This is a genomic window from Pandoraea sp. NPDC090278, from assembly GCF_044772185.1.
GTDB lineage: Bacteria > Pseudomonadota > Gammaproteobacteria > Burkholderiales > Burkholderiaceae > Pandoraea.
Genome location: NZ_JBIVYJ010000003.1, coordinates 614,394 through 630,968 on the forward strand (window position 1 = coordinate 614,394; position 16,575 = coordinate 630,968).

General features: G+C 64.0%; 16 protein-coding genes. 4 read left to right on the plus strand and 12 right to left on the minus strand.

Annotated features, from left to right (window positions below; all coding sequences use genetic code 11):
• Position 1: 1 nt before the first annotated feature.
• Genes ACIQWO_RS15030 through ACIQWO_RS15040 form a run of 3 tightly spaced genes read right to left on the minus strand, consistent with a single transcriptional unit; the run spans position 2 to position 3,170 of the window.
• Positions 2-1,159: an ABC transporter permease gene (locus ACIQWO_RS15030; RefSeq protein WP_402825282.1), complete on the minus strand. Its 1,158-nt coding sequence runs from the start codon at positions 1,157-1,159 to the stop codon at positions 2-4.
• A complete protein-coding gene (locus tag ACIQWO_RS15035) occupies positions 1,156-2,181 on the minus strand; it encodes an ABC transporter ATP-binding protein (protein ID WP_402825285.1) in 1,026 nt (341 codons plus the stop codon). The genes ACIQWO_RS15030 and ACIQWO_RS15035 overlap by 4 nt, the downstream gene beginning before the upstream one ends.
• The gene (locus tag ACIQWO_RS15040; protein WP_402825288.1) at positions 2,178-3,170 is read right to left on the minus strand and encodes an HlyD family secretion protein; all 993 of its coding nucleotides are present in this window, start codon (positions 3,168-3,170) and stop codon (positions 2,178-2,180) included. Before ACIQWO_RS15040 ends, ACIQWO_RS15035 begins: the two co-directional genes overlap by 4 nt.
• Before the next feature lie 252 nt (positions 3,171-3,422).
• On the opposite strand from ACIQWO_RS15040, the gene folE reads away from it, so the two are divergent.
• On the plus strand, positions 3,423-3,989 hold the full coding sequence (folE, locus tag ACIQWO_RS15045; RefSeq protein ID WP_150663278.1) for a GTP cyclohydrolase I FolE: 567 nt from the start codon (positions 3,423-3,425) through the stop codon (positions 3,987-3,989).
• A gap of 108 nt (positions 3,990-4,097) precedes the next feature.
• On the opposite strand, the gene ACIQWO_RS15050 is transcribed toward folE, so the two are convergent.
• The 6 genes from ACIQWO_RS15050 to ACIQWO_RS15075 form a co-directional block, all read right to left on the minus strand.
• Positions 4,098-4,694, minus strand: coding sequence for a YbhB/YbcL family Raf kinase inhibitor-like protein (locus ACIQWO_RS15050; RefSeq protein ID WP_402825291.1), 597 nt, complete (start codon positions 4,692-4,694; stop codon positions 4,098-4,100).
• A 10-nt stretch (positions 4,695-4,704) separates the two neighbouring features.
• Positions 4,705-4,914 carry a hypothetical protein gene (locus ACIQWO_RS15055; protein WP_402825294.1) on the minus strand — a complete coding sequence of 70 codons (210 nt, stop codon included), beginning with the start codon at positions 4,912-4,914 and terminating at the stop codon, positions 4,705-4,707.
• Positions 4,898-5,896: a cytochrome d ubiquinol oxidase subunit II gene (gene cydB, locus ACIQWO_RS15060; RefSeq protein ID WP_402825296.1), complete on the minus strand. Its 999-nt coding sequence runs from the start codon at positions 5,894-5,896 to the stop codon at positions 4,898-4,900. Before cydB ends, ACIQWO_RS15055 begins: the two co-directional genes overlap by 17 nt.
• Positions 5,887-7,275 (minus strand): cytochrome ubiquinol oxidase subunit I, encoded by a 1,389-nt coding sequence (locus tag ACIQWO_RS15065; RefSeq protein ID WP_402825299.1) that lies wholly within the window; start codon positions 7,273-7,275, stop codon positions 5,887-5,889. The genes cydB and ACIQWO_RS15065 overlap by 10 nt, the downstream gene beginning before the upstream one ends.
• A gap of 260 nt (positions 7,276-7,535) precedes the next feature.
• Positions 7,536-8,207 (minus strand): DUF1345 domain-containing protein, encoded by a 672-nt coding sequence (locus tag ACIQWO_RS15070; RefSeq protein WP_402825302.1) that lies wholly within the window; start codon positions 8,205-8,207, stop codon positions 7,536-7,538.
• 103 nt (positions 8,208-8,310) lie between these two features.
• Entirely contained in the window at positions 8,311-10,143 is a 1,833-nt protein-coding gene (locus ACIQWO_RS15075; RefSeq protein WP_402825305.1) for a lysostaphin resistance A-like protein, read from the minus strand.
• A 266-nt stretch (positions 10,144-10,409) separates the two neighbouring features.
• On the opposite strand from ACIQWO_RS15075, the gene ACIQWO_RS15080 reads away from it, so the two are divergent.
• The 3 genes from ACIQWO_RS15080 to ACIQWO_RS15090 all read left to right on the plus strand — a co-directional run bounded on the left by ACIQWO_RS15080 (position 10,410) and on the right by ACIQWO_RS15090 (position 14,206).
• Complete coding sequence (locus ACIQWO_RS15080) at positions 10,410-11,405, plus strand: hypothetical protein (protein WP_402825308.1); 996 nt, start codon at positions 10,410-10,412, stop codon at positions 11,403-11,405.
• A 365-nt stretch (positions 11,406-11,770) separates the two neighbouring features.
• On the plus strand, positions 11,771-13,159 hold the full coding sequence (locus ACIQWO_RS15085) for an MFS transporter (protein WP_402825311.1): 1,389 nt from the start codon (positions 11,771-11,773) through the stop codon (positions 13,157-13,159).
• A gap of 120 nt (positions 13,160-13,279) precedes the next feature.
• On the plus strand, positions 13,280-14,206 hold the full coding sequence (locus ACIQWO_RS15090) for a LysR substrate-binding domain-containing protein (protein WP_402825314.1): 927 nt from the start codon (positions 13,280-13,282) through the stop codon (positions 14,204-14,206).
• Positions 14,207-14,216: 10 nt separating this feature from the next.
• Here the strand turns inward: ACIQWO_RS15090 and ACIQWO_RS15095 are convergent, their stop codons facing one another.
• The 3 genes from ACIQWO_RS15095 to ACIQWO_RS15105 all read right to left on the minus strand — a co-directional run bounded on the left by ACIQWO_RS15095 (position 14,217) and on the right by ACIQWO_RS15105 (position 16,298).
• Positions 14,217-15,026, minus strand: coding sequence for a class II aldolase/adducin family protein (locus ACIQWO_RS15095; protein WP_402825317.1), 810 nt, complete (start codon positions 15,024-15,026; stop codon positions 14,217-14,219).
• Positions 15,027-15,172: 146 nt separating this feature from the next.
• The gene (locus tag ACIQWO_RS15100; protein WP_402825320.1) at positions 15,173-15,397 is read right to left on the minus strand and encodes a hypothetical protein; all 225 of its coding nucleotides are present in this window, start codon (positions 15,395-15,397) and stop codon (positions 15,173-15,175) included.
• A 76-nt stretch (positions 15,398-15,473) separates the two neighbouring features.
• Positions 15,474-16,298 carry an oxaloacetate decarboxylase gene (locus ACIQWO_RS15105; RefSeq protein ID WP_402825323.1) on the minus strand — a complete coding sequence of 275 codons (825 nt, stop codon included), beginning with the start codon at positions 16,296-16,298 and terminating at the stop codon, positions 15,474-15,476.
• Positions 16,299-16,575: the final 277 nt, after the last annotated feature.

Sequence of the window (16,575 nt, forward strand, 5' to 3'; positions counted from 1 at the left end):
GCTAGTCGAGCGTGCGTTTATAGAACCTGACGGCCACCGTCATCAGCACGGCACAGAAGACAAGTAGCGGCCACAGGTCGTGCCAGGCGTCGGCCCAGCCATTGCCTTTGAGCAGAATGCCGCGAATGAGCCGGTTGAAATACGTGAGTGGCAGCACGTTGCCGATGGCCTGCGCCCACGCGGGCATGCCGCGAAACGGAAACATGAAGCCGGAGAGCAGCATGTTCGGCAGGAAGTAGAAGACCGTGAGTTGCATCGCCTGCAACTGATTCTGCGCGAACGACGACAACGCGATGCCGACCGTCAGATTGGCGGCGATGAAGACGAGTGCCGACAAATAGATCGCGATTACGCTGCCCTCGAACGGCACGTGAAACACGAAGCGTGCCGCGATCAGGATGATGCTCGCCTGAATCAGACCGATGGCGATGTACGGCACGATCTTGCCCGTCATCACCTCGATGGGCAGCACCGGTGTGGCGAGCAAATTCTCCATCGTGCCGCGCTCGCGTTCGCGCACGATGGCCAGACCGGTCATCATCGCGAGCGTCATCGTGAGGATCACGCCCATCAGCCCGGGAATGATGTTGTATTGCGTGATGCCCTCGGCGTTGTAGAGCCGATGTACCTGAACGTCGAACGGGGCGTTGCCCGAGGATGAACTGGACCCGCCCAGCGACGCCAACGGCCCCGTCAGATCCTTCTGCGCGACGGACTGTGCGATAGCGGGCAACGCGCCGAGCGCCGACGCCATAGCCATCGGGTCGGTGGCATCGGCTTCGACGAGCAGCGCCGGGCGCTCGCCGCGCAGAAGACGGCGTGTGAAGTCGGTCGGAATGTTGAGCACGAACTGCACGCGGCCCTGCGCGAGCGCGGCGCGTCCGGCCTCTTCGCTCGTGAGCGTCTCGGTAAAGCGGAAGTAGCCCGAGTGCTGCATGGCGGCGGTGAAGCTGCGTGTGAACTCGCTGTCGTCGTGCATCAGCACTGCCGTGGGCATGTGCTTCGGGTCGGTGTTGATGGCGAAGCCGAAGAGCGTCAGTTGCACGAGCGGCACGGCGACGATCATGGCGAACGTGACCCGGTCGCGGCGCAACTGGAGGAATTCCTTGCACACGATGCTCCACCAACGCGCGACGGAGAAGCCCAGCGGTGCGCTCATGAGCCGTCTCCGAAGTTGTCTTTCGCGTGACTCATCAGATAGATGAAGACGTCTTCCAGACTCGTCTCGATGGGCGTCGCCCGCAGCCCGCGCTCGGTCTCCAGGCGACGCAGGAGCTTCTCCAGTGCGTCGGCGTCGGTGCCGCTCACATGCAAGGCGCTGCCGAACGCGACCGTTTGTGCGACGGCCGGTTGTTCGCGCAATTCGCGTGCGAGATCGACGAGGTTGTCGCCATGCACCGTCCACGTCGACAGATGCTGGCTCTCGATGACCTCGGTCGCCGAGCCTTGCGCGAGTAGTTCGCCGTACGAGATGTAGGCCAGCTTGTGGCAGCGTTCCGCCTCGTCCATGTAATGCGTGCTGACGAGCACTGAAATACCTTGGGCTGCCAGTTCGTGCAGCTCCTCCCAGAAGTCGCGTCGCGCCGTCGGGTCGACACCGGCGGTCGGTTCGTCGAGCAGCAGCACTTGCGGCTCATGCAGCATGCACGCCGCGAGCGCGAGCCGTTGCTTCCATCCCCCTGAGAGCGACCCGGTCAGTTGCTTCGCGCGCGCTTTGAGACCGAGGCGCTCGATGGCGTGTTCGACGGCCTCGCGCCGGTTGGGCATGCCGTAGACACGGGCGACGAAATCGAGGTTCTCGCGGATCGTCAGGTCTTCCCAGTAGGAGAAGCGCTGCGTCATGTAGCCGACGTGCCGCTTGATCTGCGCGGACTCGCGCACGATGTCGAAGCCGAGGCATGTGCCGCTGCCCGAGTCGGGCGTAAGCAGGCCGCACATCATGCGAATACAGGTGGTCTTGCCGCTGCCGTTCGGCCCGAGAAAGCCGAAAATCTCACCGCGTCGCACCTGCATCGACAGGTCCTTGACGACGTGTTTGTCGCCGAAGTGCTTGTTCAGGCCGCGCACGTCGATGGCGAGCGTGTCGTCGTCCTGCGGAACGTCCTGCTGTCCCCGCTCGGGCGACGGCAACGCGTTCCGCTGCGCATCGGCTGCGTGATCCGTGTGATGAGGGGCGGTCATCGGCGCGTCACCTGCACGGGCTGGCCGGGGTTTAGCTTCACGGCATCTGCCGCTGACGGATGGGCCTCGATCATGTAGACGAGCTTGTCGCGCGTGTCGTTGCTATAGATGACGGGCGGCGTGTATTCCGCCTGATTGGCGACATAGGTCACGCGCGCATCCACGCCTGCACCGCAGCCGTCGCAGGCAATGTGCACGGTCTGCCCGGCGCGCAGTTCGCCAAGCGCCGTTTCGGGCACGAAGAACCGCACCTTGATGTTCGCGGGCGGCAGCAGACGCACGACAGGACTGCCCGCCGCCACCCACTCGCCGACGCGGTACATCGTGTCGTAGACGCGACCGGCGGCGCTCGCGACGGCGTGCTTCTGCGAGAGTTGCCAGTCGGCCTGCGCGAGCGACGCACGTGCTACGTCGACCTGTGCCGCTTGCGACTGGCGTTGTGCCTCGCGGCCGGGCAGACGGGCCACGGCCAGACTGGCCAGCAATTCCTGCACGCGTGCGTCGGTGGTGCGGGCGTCGGCCCGGCTGGCTTCGAGTTGTTCGCGGGAGATGCCGCCAGCGGCGTACTGCGCCTGATCGCGGTCGAACTGGCTGCGCGCCTTGTCGCGGGCGGCGATGGCCTGCGTGAGCTGGGCCTTTGAGACGTCGATTTCGTCGGGACGTTTGCCGGTGCCGAGGTCGCGCAGTTGGGCCTCGGCGCTCGCGAGCGTCTCACGTGCGTGGGCCTGAGCAGCCTGTTCGAAGGTGGACTCGAGATCGAAGAGGACATCGCCCGCTTTCACCTCCTGGCCGCGCGCGATGGCAAGCGAGCGCAAGGTGCCCGCCTGCGAGGAGGCGACGTAGACGAACTCACCTTCGACATAGCCTTGCCAGGGCTCGGGACCACGGTTGCCGCAACCGGCCAGCAGCGCGAGCGCCACGATGGCGGTAAGCGCCGTGGGCATGGCAGGGGTCATCGCTTTGTTGCACATGCGTGGGAGTGCCGACATGGCGCGCCTCGTGCGTTGCGGTTGTCCGTCGCCACCTTAGCGCAAAAGCGAGCCCGGCGGCAATCGGGGTGGGCCGTGTCCAGTGGGCTCCGAACCGGCTTTGCAACTGGCGTTACAACCGGGCCTACAACCGGGAAGCCGCATGCGTGCGATGTGACTCTCTGTTATTGTGCGCACATGTCCGGCGGCGCGGGGATGCGCGAGACGTAGCGGCGCAGCGCTTCGGACCCAATGCATGGGAGCTTGATTGATATGTCTCACGACACGTTCGACGAAAACGACTGGAAGCGATTCCTGAAACACATCGGCGAAGATCCGGAACGTTCCGGTTTGCATGAAACACCGGCGCGCGTGCAAAAAGCGTGGCGTCAGTGGACGGCAGGTTACGGCCAGGATCCGGCCGAAGTGCTCAAGGTCTTCGAAGACGGGGCCGAGCAATACAACGAATTGATCGTGGTGCGCGGCATTCCGGTGTATAGCCACTGCGAGCACCATCTCGCACCTTTCTTCGGCAAGGCGACCATCGGCTATCTGCCCAACGGCAAGATCGTCGGCCTGTCGAAGCTCACACGTCTGGTCGATTGCTTTGCGCGTCGCCTGCAAGTGCAGGAGCGTCTGACGACGCAGGTCGCCGAAGCGCTGATGACGCACCTTCAACCGAAGGCCGTCGGTGTCGTGGTGTCGTGCCGTCACATGTGCATGGAGAGCCGTGGCATTCGCACGGCAGGCGAAGAGACGGTGACGTCGGCGATGCTCGGCGAATTGCAGCCGAATCTGGCGCTGCGCACCGAATTCCTCGCGCTTGCCCGTGAGAGGTAATCGCGTGTAAGGCTGCGCCGGGCGAGTGTTGTTCGCACCGTAAAACGAGAAACGCCAGCGGAATATCCCGCTGGCGTTTTTTTATCGTTGCATCGAAGCGCCCGCCGGTCAGCGACCGTACCGCGCGACGATGGTCGACCCGTTCAGCGTGTGACCGGCAAGCGCGACCGTCAGTCCGGCGGCGTCGAGGCCCGGCGGCAGGCTGCCCGGCGCAATGTCGGTCGCCGTCACCGTGATGCTGTAGTGGTGGGGGGTATCGCCCACCGGCGGGCAAGCGCCGCGATAGGCTTCGGCACCGGAAATGTTCTTGCCGACCGTGATGCCGTCACCCGACTTGTTGCCCGCACCGGCCGCCAGCGACGTCACCGAGGCCGGAACGTTGTAAGCGATCCAGTGGACCACGCCGCCACCTTTGGCACCGTCAGGGTCCGTCATCCGGATCACGACGCTTTGCGTGGCCTGCGGCAGGTTCTTCCATTCCAGCGGCGGGCTGGTGTTCTTGCCGCCGCATTCGTTCGCGCCCGCGTACTCGGCAGGTAGCAACCCGCCGTCCTTGAATGCGCTGGACGAAACGCTCATGCCTTCGGCATGCGCCGTCCCGGCAAATCCTGCAAATCCGACGAGGCCGCAGAGGAGTGCCGTAGCGCCTGCCATGCGTCTGACGCCCTTCGTGCGGGTTGCGTCCTGAGATGAAAGCCGATTCATAAGCTGTCTCCTATTTGGCCGTGGCGATGATCAGTTTGAACGGGAGTGCGAGGAGTGCGGTACCTGCCACACCCGCACACCATAACGCAATAAACCATCCCCAGCCTGTCAGCCGTTGTTGCCACGTCGTGCGGACGTTTGGCCGCATCGTCTGCGTTGTCGCCGTGGCCTCGCGTTGACGGCGCACACCGGGCCTGACCAGATCAGTGATAGTGCGCATCGTGGGCCACCTTGCCGCGAAAGACCCAGTACGCCAGCATCGTGTAGGCGAGGATCACAGGGATGATGAAGGCCGCGCCCCACATCGTGAACGACAGGCTGGAGTGGGGCGCTGCGGCGTCCCACAGCGTGATGCCCGGCAGAATCGCGTACGGGTAGGCGCTGATGAGCAGGCCGCTGTAGCCGAGAAACACCAGACCGATGGCGAGCCAGAACGGCGTGGCGTCGTGCGCGCGCTGCAACACGCGGCGCATCGCGAACGTTGCGCCCGCCACCACGAACGGCACCGGCAGACAGCGCCAGAACCATTCGCCGTCGAACCAGCGTTCCGCCACGAGCGGCAGCCGCAGCGGTGTCCAGAGCGAGACGACCGCCATCGTGCCGACGAGCGCAAGCGTCAGCGGCCACGCGACCACGCGCAAACGACGTTGCAGATCGCCTTCCGTCTTGCCGATCAACCAGCATGCGCCGAGCAGGGCGTACGTTACGAGCAGGCCTAGACCGGTGAAGAGGTTGAAGGCGGTGACCCAGGCGAAGGCATCGCCCGCGAACTGGCCGTTCTCGACAGGAATCCCCGACAGGTAGGCACCGAGCGCGACGCCCTGAAAGAACGTTGCGCCCGCCGAGCCGCCGATGAACGCCAGATCCCACCATTGACGTGTGCGGCGCGACTTGCCGCGAATCTCGAACGCCACGCCACGGAAGATCAGGCACACGAGCATGAGCACGAGCGGCAGATAGAGCGCCGAGAGCAGCACCGAATAGACCATCGGAAACGCAGCGAGCAGCCCGGCACCGCCGAGCACGAGCCACGTTTCGTTGCCGTCCCACACCGGGGCGACGGAGTTCATCATCGTGTCGCGCTCACGGGCGTCGGGGAAGAACGGAAAGAGAATGCCGATGCCGAGGTCGAAGCCGTCGAGCACGACGTACAGAAACAGGCCGAGCGCAATGATGGCGGCCCAGGCTAACGTCAGATCCATGAGAGTTCTCGCTTGGGTTGAGGGGCGTCGGGATGCGATGCGTCGTCGTTCGATTGCCCCGGCAGTACCGGGCCGCTGCGCAGAATCTTGAGCAGGTAATAGACGCCGGTGCCGAACACGAGGAAGTAGGCGAGCACCAGCACCAGCAGCGAGACCTGTACCTGCTGCGCGCTGACGGGCGACATGGCGTGGGCTGTGCGCATCACACCGTAGACCACCCATGGCTGGCGTCCGGCTTCGGTCGTCACCCATCCGGCGAGCAGGGCGATGAAGCCGGTCGGCGAAAGCACCAACATCACACGGGCGAAGTTGCGCGACGCGAACAACGTGCCGCGACGGCGCAGCCAGAGTGCCGCGAGCGCTGCACCGATCATCGCCAGACCGAGACCGACCATGATGCGGAAGCTCCAGAACACCAACGGCACGTTGGGACGCTCGTCTTTCGGAAACTCCTTCAGGCCGCGCACTTCGCCGTCCCAGCTATGCGTGAGGATCAGGCTGCCCAGATGCGGGACTTCGAGCGCATAGCGTGTGGTCTCGGCCTCCATATCGGGCCAGCCGAACAGGTTGAGCGGCGTGCCACCCGTCTTCGTCTCCCACAGACCTTCCATGGCGGCGAGTTTCGCGGGTTGGTGTTCACGCGTGTTCAGGCCGTGAAGATCGCCCACGAACGCTTGCAGCGGCGCGAAGATCAGCAGAAGCCACATGGCCATCGAGAACATGGTCCTGACGGCGGGATCGCGGCGTCCGCGCAGCAAGTGCCATGCGCCGGTGCCAGCCACGACCAGCGCGGCGACCACGAACGCGGCAATGCTCATGTGCGCGAGACGGTAGGGGAAGGACGGGTTGAAGATCACGTCCCACCACGACAGCACGACCACGCGACCGTCGACGATTTCGTACCCCTGCGGCGTTTGCATCCAGCTGTTCGACGCGAGAATCCAGAACGTCGAGATCAGCGTGCCGATGGCGACGCACAGCGTGGCGGCGAAGTGCGCGCGCGGGCTTACGCGGTTCCAGCCGAACAGCATGATGCCGAGGAAGCCCGCTTCGAGGAAGAACGCGGTCATGACCTCGTAGGTCAGCAACGGCCCGGTGACAGCGCCCGCGAAACTGGAGAAGCCCGACCAGTTCGTGCCGAACTGATAGGCCATCACCACGCCGGACACGACGCCCATGCCGAAGCACACGGCAAACGCCTTCGACCAGAAGCGGCACAGATCGAGATAGTGTTGTTGACGCGTCTTGAGCCAGAGACCTTCAAGGACGGCGATGAAGCTTGCCAGACCGATGGAGACGGCGGGGAAAACGATGTGAAACGAGACCGTGAACGCGAATTGCAGGCGTGCGAGGTCGAGGGCATCCGGAACGGCAGTCATGTTGCGCTCTATGTATGCAATTAAACCCTGTCTTGTATGGTGACATTAGCGAAATATCACCGCTTGTTTGCATGCATATTAGGCGTTGCTGCGGCGCACCATGCGTGACAAGTCGTCACATGTGGCGCATTGACGCGGGATGTGATCCGTCGATGGTGCGATCTACTTGTATGTTTTTAAAGGTGTTTATGTCCGCAAGTGGTGCGGCGACATGCCACAGGGCGACGCACCTGCCGCAAGCGGCAAGTGCGTGCAGACGTTTAGCTGAGCAGCCCGGCGCCGATGTTGATCGACAGGCCGAGAACGGCCAGATTGAAGAAAAAAGAGAGGATGGCTTGCGCGAGGGTGGCGCGTCGCATGCGTCGCGACTTCAGGCCGATGTCGGCGGTTTGCGATGCGACCGCGATGGTGAACGAGAAATACAGGAAGTCCCAGTAATCCGGATCGCAGTCTTTGTCGGGCCAGGCGAGGGCGTAAGGGGCTTCGGTGTCGGTGAAGTACAGACGGGCGTAGTGGAGCGTGTAAATCGTCGGCACGAGAAACCAGCCGCCGATGAGCGTGACGGCGGCAAACAGCACATGCTCAGAAGCGTGATGCGAGCCGCCCGCCTTGGCGCTTGCCAGCACATGAATGATGGCGGCCACACTCGCGATCGCCGACAGGCTGACGACCGAGAGTACGACAGCGGCGCTCTGATCTTCCTGCTCGGCAAAGCGTTCGATACTGCGCTTCGGGGCGGTGACCATCATGAACCAGATCATCGCGAGATACGACCACGCGCCCGCGTTCCAGCCGATCAGGATTCGGGTGATGGTGCTGAACTCGCCGCTCACGACCACTTGGACGAACAGCCCGGCGAGCACGCCGATGGCGATAGCGATGAGCAGTCGCGGGTGAAAGCGAACGAGATGCGGGAAGAGCTTCGTATTCATGGGCGATGTCCGTACCGCAGCCGGGCGGCAATGCAAACGAGTGTGTCGATTATCGCCCACGCGGCATTGGTACGGGACGGGGCAGCGTTTCGGACCTACTTTCTCAACGCGACATCACTACCAGCACAAAGATCGCGTTGTTGAGCATGTGCATGGCAATCGGCACGGCCAGACCGTTGGTCTTTTTGGCCAGCCAGCCAGTCGTCAGGCCGAACATCACGAGGAACGGGAAGTGTTTGGGGTCGAAGTGGACGGAGGCGAAGATCACCGCTTGCCAGAGGTTGGCGGCGATGAAACCCATGTGCCGGGTCAGGCCACCGAGCAGACATCCCCGGAACACGAACTCCTCGACGAACGGCGCGGCGACGGCGACCAACAGGAGAGCCAGACCTGTGCCGCCCAACTGCATCGCGCCTTTTACGACGTACTCGTTCCACGCCTGCAATTCCGCGCTGCGCAGCGACGTGTGATGCGCCAGATACCACGCGGCGAGCATCGATGTCAGAAGCAGTACGGCGGGCCAGATGAACCAGCGCGCTTTCCACTCGCCGTAGCCGGTCCACTGACGTCGGCCCAGCCGCCACATCGTGCGCGACAGCAGCAGAACGGCGACGCCGAGTGCCGCGAAGTGCGCCAGCGCGAGTTTAGGCAGCAGGGTGTCCATGACGGGGGCTGTGCCAGCATGCGTCTGCGTCGACTGGTTCGCGACGAACGCGGGGATGACCCACGTGGCGAAACACAGCACCGCCAGTCCATACCACGCGTGCCGCAAGCCGATGCGTTCGAAGATCGGCGGCGTCGGACGCCCCTTGCGAGCGCGCACGGTGCCCACGTAATGCACCGGGAACATCAGCAGACCGGGGAACAGCACGATGCACAGACCGGCAGTCAGCAGCGTGACCATTAGCCCGGCGAAGGCGAAACGCATCCCGGCGGCCGGGTCGATGCTCATCAGCACGGCATACGACTGTGCCAGCGGCCAACGGTTGCCCTTGTCGTGTTCGAGCGACGACTGGATCGCGGAGGCGGCTGACTTTCCGTCGCGCGCGGCGAGCGCGACCGAGAGTCGCAACGCGCGGTTCTGCGCCGACTCCGGTGCGTCGGGCTTTGTCTCGGCGAGCGCCCGTTGTGCGCTGGCGGCGTCACCGGCCTGAAGGAAGGCGCGAGCGCTGGTGTACGGATCGATCTTCAGCCCGGCCTTTTGCATGCGCAAGAGCAGGTCGCGCGCCGTGGGGCCTGGCAGTACATCGAGCGCAGCGTTGATGCGGCCGGTGGCTTGCCAGACGATCTTCGGTGCGGGGGCGTCCATCAGCAGACGCCGTGCCTCCGTCTTCTCCCCGGTCGTGGCGAGATGGCGCACGGCGGTGAGCAGCACGGGGGTGTCGAGCGACAGTTCCGCTGCCTCCACGGCCTGAATACCGGCGTTGCGTTTGTCTTGAGTGCCTTGATACGCATTGGAGAGCGCGGCGTGCAGACGCACGCGATACTCCACCGGCCAGTTCTTGGCCTTGGGCAGCAGTGCTTCGCCTTGCGCCACGGCGTCTTTGCCGTAGATGTTCTCCATCAGCGACACCGATACTTCCGGGTTGTCGGTGAATTTCTCTTTCAGATTTTGCAGGCAGGTCGTCAGGTCCGACTGCGCCTTCTCGGCCCATTGCAGGTCTCCGGACCACGCGTAATTGCGCATGAACTGGCAGCGTGCAAGCGCGAGTGCTGCGTCGCCCGACTGCGCACGGACGGCGGCGTCGAACGTGGCGACGATCTCCCGGTACTTGGCATACGAGGCGTCGTCGACACGCTGCATCATGCCTTGCTGATTGAGCAGCGGGTTGCTTGCCGGGGATGGGGTGGAGGCAGCCGAAGGCGCGGCGAAAGCAGGGGAGAGCGGCAGGAGGCCGAGCACCGCCAGCGTCAGACAAAGAAAGAAGCGAGACACGCGAGATTTCCCGGAATGTTGTTGTTTTTGCCGACCGCAGCGCAAGCGGTCCGCGTCATTTGGCTTAACGACCGGAGTGTGCCTGAACTGTAGTACACCGGCTATTCGGAAACGGCTGCGCGCTTGGAGGAAGTCCTCGGCATTGACCTTGCCGGGCCGCTTGTCGGTACCTCGGGCGCGGCGCATGATAGGCGTCGCCTGACGGCGCAGTCGCAGGCAAGGGAGATGGACCGATAAGTGGGTTGATAACAACGAGGTCGATCGGCATGGGCGCGAAGTGGGCGGAACTGGCGGTCTGGTGGCGACACCGGCACGAGAACGGCGCATCGGACTATGTGTATTACGGCACGGTAATGGTGATCATGCTCGGCGTGGCGTGTCTTGCTACAGCCGGACAGGACATGAACGTCGTCGAGCGCATGTTTGTGTTCGGCAAGCTCGCCGTTGTCGGCTCCATCCTCGCCCGGATGTTCCGATATGGATGGCTCTTTACGCTGGCGTTGTTCATCGGGACAGTTGTGCTGGTTGTCGCAATATTCCTTCTGATCGCCAGCTTGGTGATCACACCACCCAAACCACCTCCGCCTGCCCTGTCGTTACTCCATCCGATGAGCGACGGCGCGGAATTGCTGGATTACCGTCTTGGCGATCCGCTCAATGCACCCGAGTGCCCGAGCGTGCGCGAAACACTCCAGCGCAGCTATCGGGGGCCGGACGGAACGCCGTGTTTCCGCCACTTGACCAATGCGCGTATCGGCTCGCCAATGGGGGCGAACGAAATGGTGGTGGTAGACCGTCTGGACCTTGGGCGGTTCGGCGCATTCAGTACTGTGAGGCCCGTTTGCATCGTGTTACGCGACGCTCGCATCGTGGGCGTCGCGGCGCACGTTGCCACAACACCGGCGCGCGATATGCGCTTCGATGCGATACGTTCGCTTCAGAGTACCTTTCAACGGGCGCCGGACCATGTGCAATGGCAGGCAGGTCCGCGAAGCCGGAACTATTACGAGCGTGACCTCTGGGAAGACGAGCACGTGAGAAGCGCCGTCTATACGTGGACGGTGCCGCCGCATGGCAAATCTGCGGGCTTCGTCGAATCGTTCATGGTGATGGAGTCGCCACAGACACCGCGTCCGTTCGCGAGCACACGGATGGATCTGCGCTTCGATTGCCCACAAATCGCACTGGACTACAGCGCCGACAACACGGCAGAGGTCGCGGGCGAGGACGGTACGGCAACCGTGGCCACTCACGCACGCTAATGGTGCGCCGCCGCATCGCGATGCGGCATTGTGCCCGTTGCGATGCCATCCGCCGTGCCCGGGTGTTTCCATCTCATCACTCGTTCAACCACCATCGGCATCCCCCTCGATATCCCCGAAAGCCCCGTCGCACGGACCTTCGCGTCGATTTTCTCCGTACATGACACCCACTTGGCACGCCACTTGCTAAAGATTGCATAAGGCCAATGGCGGCTGAGTGGAAGACAAGCGAATTTTCTGCACCGCATGCAGGGCCCCGCGAACGCGGGGTTTTCGGGGCAACGGCGTCCCGAAGCCAAGCGTCCGTTCATGGGCGCACGGCTTCGGGACGCCTTTTTTTTCGGCACACGAACACGAGGGTATCCATGAGCACGCTCACGCAATCGTTGAAAAGTGGCAACTGGCGCGCGCTGGTTGCGTGTTTTCTCTACTTCGACACCGGTTTCACCGTCTGGGTGATGCTCGGACCGCTGGCCCCGTTCATCGGCAAAGACATCGCGATGACGCCTGCGCAGACCGGTTTCCTCGTCGCGGTGCCGGTGCTGGGCGCGGCCATTCTGCGCGTCACGCTGGGCAATCTCTATCAAGCCTACGACGGTCGCAAGATCGCATTGATGGGGCTGACGCTCTCGGCCATTCCGTCGGTCGTGCTGTTGCTGATGCCGGGTACGCCGTCGTACACGCTGCTGCTCGTGCTCGGCGTGTTCCTCGGTGTCGGCGGTGCCAGCTTCGCCGTGGCGCTGCCGATGGCAGGCAGCAACTATCCGCCGAAGGTGCAGGGCCTCGTGCTCGGTCTTGCGGCAGCGGGCAACGTCGGTGCAGTCCTCGACGGATTCATGTTCCCCGGACTCGCAGAGCATTACGGCTGGGCGCACGCAGCCGGTGCGGCGCTCCCGCTGCTGGCGCTCGCGGCGTTGGCGCTGGTGTTCTGGGCGAAGGATCAAGGCGTGAAGTCGGGCAGTGCGCCGCGCGCGTTCTCAAGCTTCTTCATCACGGTGTTCGGTCTCGTCGCGTTGGTGCTGTGTGTGCACGCGGGGGCTTTCGGCGAAGGCAAGGCCGGGGTGCTGCTGCTGCCGGTGCTGGGTGCGTTGCTCGCCATCGCCGTGCTGCCGCGTCATTATCGCGGTGTGCTGGGCGAGCGCGACACGTGGGTCATCATGCTCGTCTACAGCATCACCTTCGGTGGCTTCGTGGGCATGTCGTCCTATGTCACGACGCTGCTGATTTCGCTCTACGGCATGCCGCGTCTGGAAGCCGGTCTGTTTATGTCGCTGCTCGCGTTCCTCGGGGCGCTGGTGCGTCCTATCGGCGGTCTGGTGGCCGACCGTATTTCCGGCGTGCGTGCGCTCGTGTTGTTGCTCGCAGCGATCTCCGTCATCGATTTCGTGTTTGCCGCATGGATGCCGCCGCAAGGGGCTGGCATTGCGTTGCTGGTGCTGGTCTACCTGTGCTTCGGTCTCGGTAACGGTGCGACGTTCCAGCTCGTACCGCAACGCTGGCAAGGCAAGACGGGCCTCATGTCGGGCATCATCGGCGCGGCCGGCGGTATCGGCGGCTTCTATCTGCCGGTCATCATGGGCATTGCCAAGGAATCGACGGGCAGCTATCAGATGGGGTTCGCCACCTTCGGTGCGCTGGCCGCCCTCGCGTTCGTGCTGGTGGTCGTGTTGCGCACGCACTGGATGTCGTGGGCGTTGCCCAAGGAGGTGCCCGGCGGCGCGGTCCTCGCGGGTGGTGTGGCGCACGTGGAGTAAGTGCGATCGACCGATGCATCGCTTGCGGCCCGTCGACGCCTCGGCTCGACGGGCCGTTTTGTTTCCGCGCGACGCTTCGCATAGACTGTCGGGCAACATCGTTTTCCCGCAGGAGTCGTCATGCGTCTGGGCGTTCCCAGTCTCTCGGCGTTGCAGGCCTTCGAGGCCAGCGCCCGTCATCAGAACTTCGCCACCGCTGCGCATGAGCTTGCGCTCACGCACGGTGCCGTCTGCAAGCGGGTCGGGGAGTTGGAGAAGCATCTGGGTGTGGCGCTGTTCGAGCGTGTGAAGCAACGGCTCGTGCTCACGCCTGCCGGGGCCGAATACGCCAAGCGCATTCGCGTGCATCTCGATCAGATTCGTCGCGATACGCTGGAAGTCGTACAGCAGGGGCGCGAGACCGAATTGGAAATCGCCGTCGGCGTGACGTTTGCCGCGCAGTGGCTCATTCCACGACTGGACGACTTCTACGCCAACACGCGCGATGTCCGTCTGCATATTCTCGGGCGCGATCAACCCGTCTTCTTCGACGACTCTGCGTTCGACGCAGCGATCTACTTCAGCACGCGCCTATGGCCCGGCATGCCCGGTACGGCGCTCGTCACCGACGACTCGCTCATGCTGGTGGCGGCGCCGCGTCTGCTTGAGGGGAGGGCGTCGTTGTCGCTCGAACAGATTGCCGAGCACTCGTGGATCTGCCCGCGCGATCTGCCGCGCGTGTGGGACGACTGGTTTGCCTCGCAAGGGCTGCAAGGCGGTGCGAACGCGGCCGAGATCAAGCCCCAGCGCAGTGCGCAGCGCTATGACATGTTCGTGATGGCGATCAACGCGGCGGTGGCCGGTCTGGGCGTGGCCTTGCTGCCGCGCGTGCTGATCGAGCGCGAACTGACGAGCGGCGTGTTGGTGCAAGCGCACGCGCACACACTCGCCAATCCGCAGACCATCTACTTCTCTTACCCCGCGCAGCGTCGCGACTGGGCACCACTGCGTCAGTTCGATGCGTGGCTGCGCAACGCCGTCGACCGCTATCTCGTGGAGCGCGGGTAGACCGTCGAACTCAACGTGCCGACATCAGTTCCGGATGCTCGCGCAACACCTGCTCATAGAGACCCTGATACCCGAGCCATGCAACGTAGTCCGAACCGAGCAGACGGAAGACCTCGCGGGCTTCGGCGTCGGAGAGGACTTCCAACGGACCGGCCGCTTCGGCGAGCAACTGCACTTGCGCGCAACGCTCCATCGCGAGGAAGCGATAGGCGGCGGCGTCGACCGACGAGCCGACCGTCAGCAAGCCATGATTGAGCAGTACCGCCGCGCGCTTGTGGCCCATCGACTGCGCGATGCGGCGTCCTTCGTCGGCACCTAGCACCAGCACGTCGCCGCGAAACAGCACGTGGTCGCCGTAAAACAGACACGCTTCCTGATTGATGGGGGCGAGTTCGCGCGTGCGCGCGGAGAAAGCGCGTCCGTGTGTGGTGTGCGTGTGCGCAGCGGCCGTCACATGGGGCAGCGTGGCGTGGATGCCCGCGTGGATCGCCATGGCGGCGGCGTTCACCGGGCCTTCGCCGTGATGCAGGCCTCCGGCCTCGTCGACCAGAATCAGGTCGTCCGGATGGATCGAGGAAAAGTGCTGGGCGTAGCGATTGACCCAGAAGCGGTCATGAAACTCGGGGTCGCGCACGGTGATGTGCCCGGCGATGCCTTCGGCCAGCCCGAAGCGCGCGAAGATGCGGAACGCGACCGCCAGTCGCAGCTTCCGGTCGGCGCGCTCAACGGCGACGTTGTCAAACACTTGGGGCTTGGGTAGCGGTGCGCCGAGCGGTGTCGGGATGGCAAACGCGGCAAAGCTGTCGTGCGGGGAATTCATGGACGCTCCGTCGAAGGGGGACACCGTGCCCGCTGTCGTCGGCGCGCCCTGAGTGGCGTCGCGTGGCGTGGCATCGGCTGACGAGGCATTGTCCCCGGACGCGCGCGGCAACGTCTATCGACGAAAAGTCACTGGCTAGGGTCTGTTCACATTAATACGGGCTCGTGTTGCCCGGCCAAAGGGGCGAGCGCAAGGAATGAGCCGAAGCGAATATCGGTAATATTCGCGAGGATCATGACGCCGCGATCGCCCCTTTGGGTGGACAACCCGAAGGGAACGTGCCCTACCGGCCGTCTGGCGGCGTTGCCCGCCGCTTGCTTGGGGCGACCAAGCGGCGCTGCGAGCGCCTTGCCAGCCAGCCGGTAGAACATGTTCACGAGCCCGTATTAATGTGAACAGACCCTAGGGACTTGCCGCGCCATCGCGTCGCTCAGGCATTCATCTTGCTCATTCGCCCTGACGAAACAGGCCGTTAAGCGTTGCACCGCTGGCGGCGCCGTCGAAGCCATCGAAGCGGCCTTCGGCCAGCGCCTGCGCTGCGTGCATGAAGCCGCCCCACGCCGAACGGGCGAGCGCACCGCCCACGCTCACGCGCCGCACGCCAAGACTCGCCAGCGCCTGCAAGGTGAAAGGCGACGTTGCACCGATCAGCACGTTGACGGGCTTGGGCGCGACGGCCGCCACCACGGCGCGAATCTGGGCTTCGGACTGGATGCCCGGTGCATACAAACAGTCCGCCCCCGCTTCGGCATAGGCTTGCAGTCGCCGGATGGCGTCGTCCAGATCGGGCACACCGGCGAAGAAGTTCTCTGCGCGACCGACAAGCAGCGTATCGCCACCGGATTCGTCGATGGCGCGACGCGCGGCCTTCATGCGTGCGACCGCTTCGTCGAGCGGGAAGAGCGGTTCGTTGGCGTCGCCCGTAGTGTCTTCGATGGACAGACCGGCCACGCCCGTCGCAACCGCCAGCTTGACGCTCTGCGCCACGTCCTCCGGCGTCTCCCCGAAGCCGCTTTCGAAATCGGCATTCACCGGCAGGTCGGTTGCCTCGACCAGCGTGCGCAGATGCGCTAGCACGAGATCGCGCGTCACGCCGTTGTCAGGGCGGGCGGTGGACCACGCGAAGCCCGAACTGGTCGACGCGATGGCCTGGAATCCGGCATGTTCGAGATACCGTGCGCTGCCCGCGTCCCACGGGTTCGGGATCACAAAGCAACCGGCAAGGTGAAGTTCGCGAAACGCGGCGCGTTTTTCGGCGGTGCTGCGTGGCATGGGATTGTCTCCAGAGGGCGGCGCAGTAGATCGCTCGCTGCGCACGGAATGACCGATCATCGCGGTTTTACGGCGGCCTAGCAAGACAGGCGATGGCACGCGGAACACAAATGTCGACCGACAGACGGTTTTGACTGAATGCGTGCCATGCACGCTGGGAAAAGACTCGGTAATGTCCGGTAACAACTAATGAGATGGTCCTCCCCGCCACGCCGAATGCGCTACGCTGGCGGTGTTAATCCCTAACTGGAGACCTTTCATGCAAGATGTGACGCTG

Excerpts from the sequence above, each read along its gene's own strand:
- ACIQWO_RS15070 (WP_402825302.1), bottom strand. The coding sequence starts at position 8,207 with ATGAATACGAAGCTCTTCCCGCATCTCGTTCGCTTTCACCCGCGACTG.
- ACIQWO_RS15100 (WP_402825320.1), bottom strand. The coding sequence starts at position 15,397 with ATGTTCTACCGGCTGGCTGGCAAGGCGCTCGCAGCGCCGCTTGGTCGC.
- ACIQWO_RS15105 (WP_402825323.1), bottom strand. The coding sequence starts at position 16,298 with ATGCCACGCAGCACCGCCGAAAAACGCGCCGCGTTTCGCGAACTTCAC.
- ACIQWO_RS15040 (WP_402825288.1), bottom strand. The coding sequence starts at position 3,170 with ATGTCGGCACTCCCACGCATGTGCAACAAAGCGATGACCCCTGCCATG.
- ACIQWO_RS15030 (WP_402825282.1), bottom strand. The coding sequence starts at position 1,159 with ATGAGCGCACCGCTGGGCTTCTCCGTCGCGCGTTGGTGGAGCATCGTG.
- ACIQWO_RS15050 (WP_402825291.1), bottom strand. The coding sequence starts at position 4,694 with ATGAATCGGCTTTCATCTCAGGACGCAACCCGCACGAAGGGCGTCAGA.
- ACIQWO_RS15095 (WP_402825317.1), bottom strand. The coding sequence starts at position 15,026 with ATGAATTCCCCGCACGACAGCTTTGCCGCGTTTGCCATCCCGACACCG.
- cydB (WP_402825296.1), bottom strand. The coding sequence starts at position 5,896 with ATGGATCTGACGTTAGCCTGGGCCGCCATCATTGCGCTCGGCCTGTTT.
- ACIQWO_RS15065 (WP_402825299.1), bottom strand. The coding sequence starts at position 7,275 with ATGACTGCCGTTCCGGATGCCCTCGACCTCGCACGCCTGCAATTCGCG.
- ACIQWO_RS15080 (WP_402825308.1), top strand. The coding sequence starts at position 10,410 with ATGGGCGCGAAGTGGGCGGAACTGGCGGTCTGGTGGCGACACCGGCAC.
- ACIQWO_RS15055 (WP_402825294.1), bottom strand. The coding sequence starts at position 4,914 with ATGCGCACTATCACTGATCTGGTCAGGCCCGGTGTGCGCCGTCAACGC.
- ACIQWO_RS15085 (WP_402825311.1), top strand. The coding sequence starts at position 11,771 with ATGAGCACGCTCACGCAATCGTTGAAAAGTGGCAACTGGCGCGCGCTG.
- ACIQWO_RS15090 (WP_402825314.1), top strand. The coding sequence starts at position 13,280 with ATGCGTCTGGGCGTTCCCAGTCTCTCGGCGTTGCAGGCCTTCGAGGCC.
- ACIQWO_RS15035 (WP_402825285.1), bottom strand. The coding sequence starts at position 2,181 with ATGACCGCCCCTCATCACACGGATCACGCAGCCGATGCGCAGCGGAAC.
- folE (WP_150663278.1), top strand. The coding sequence starts at position 3,423 with ATGTCTCACGACACGTTCGACGAAAACGACTGGAAGCGATTCCTGAAA.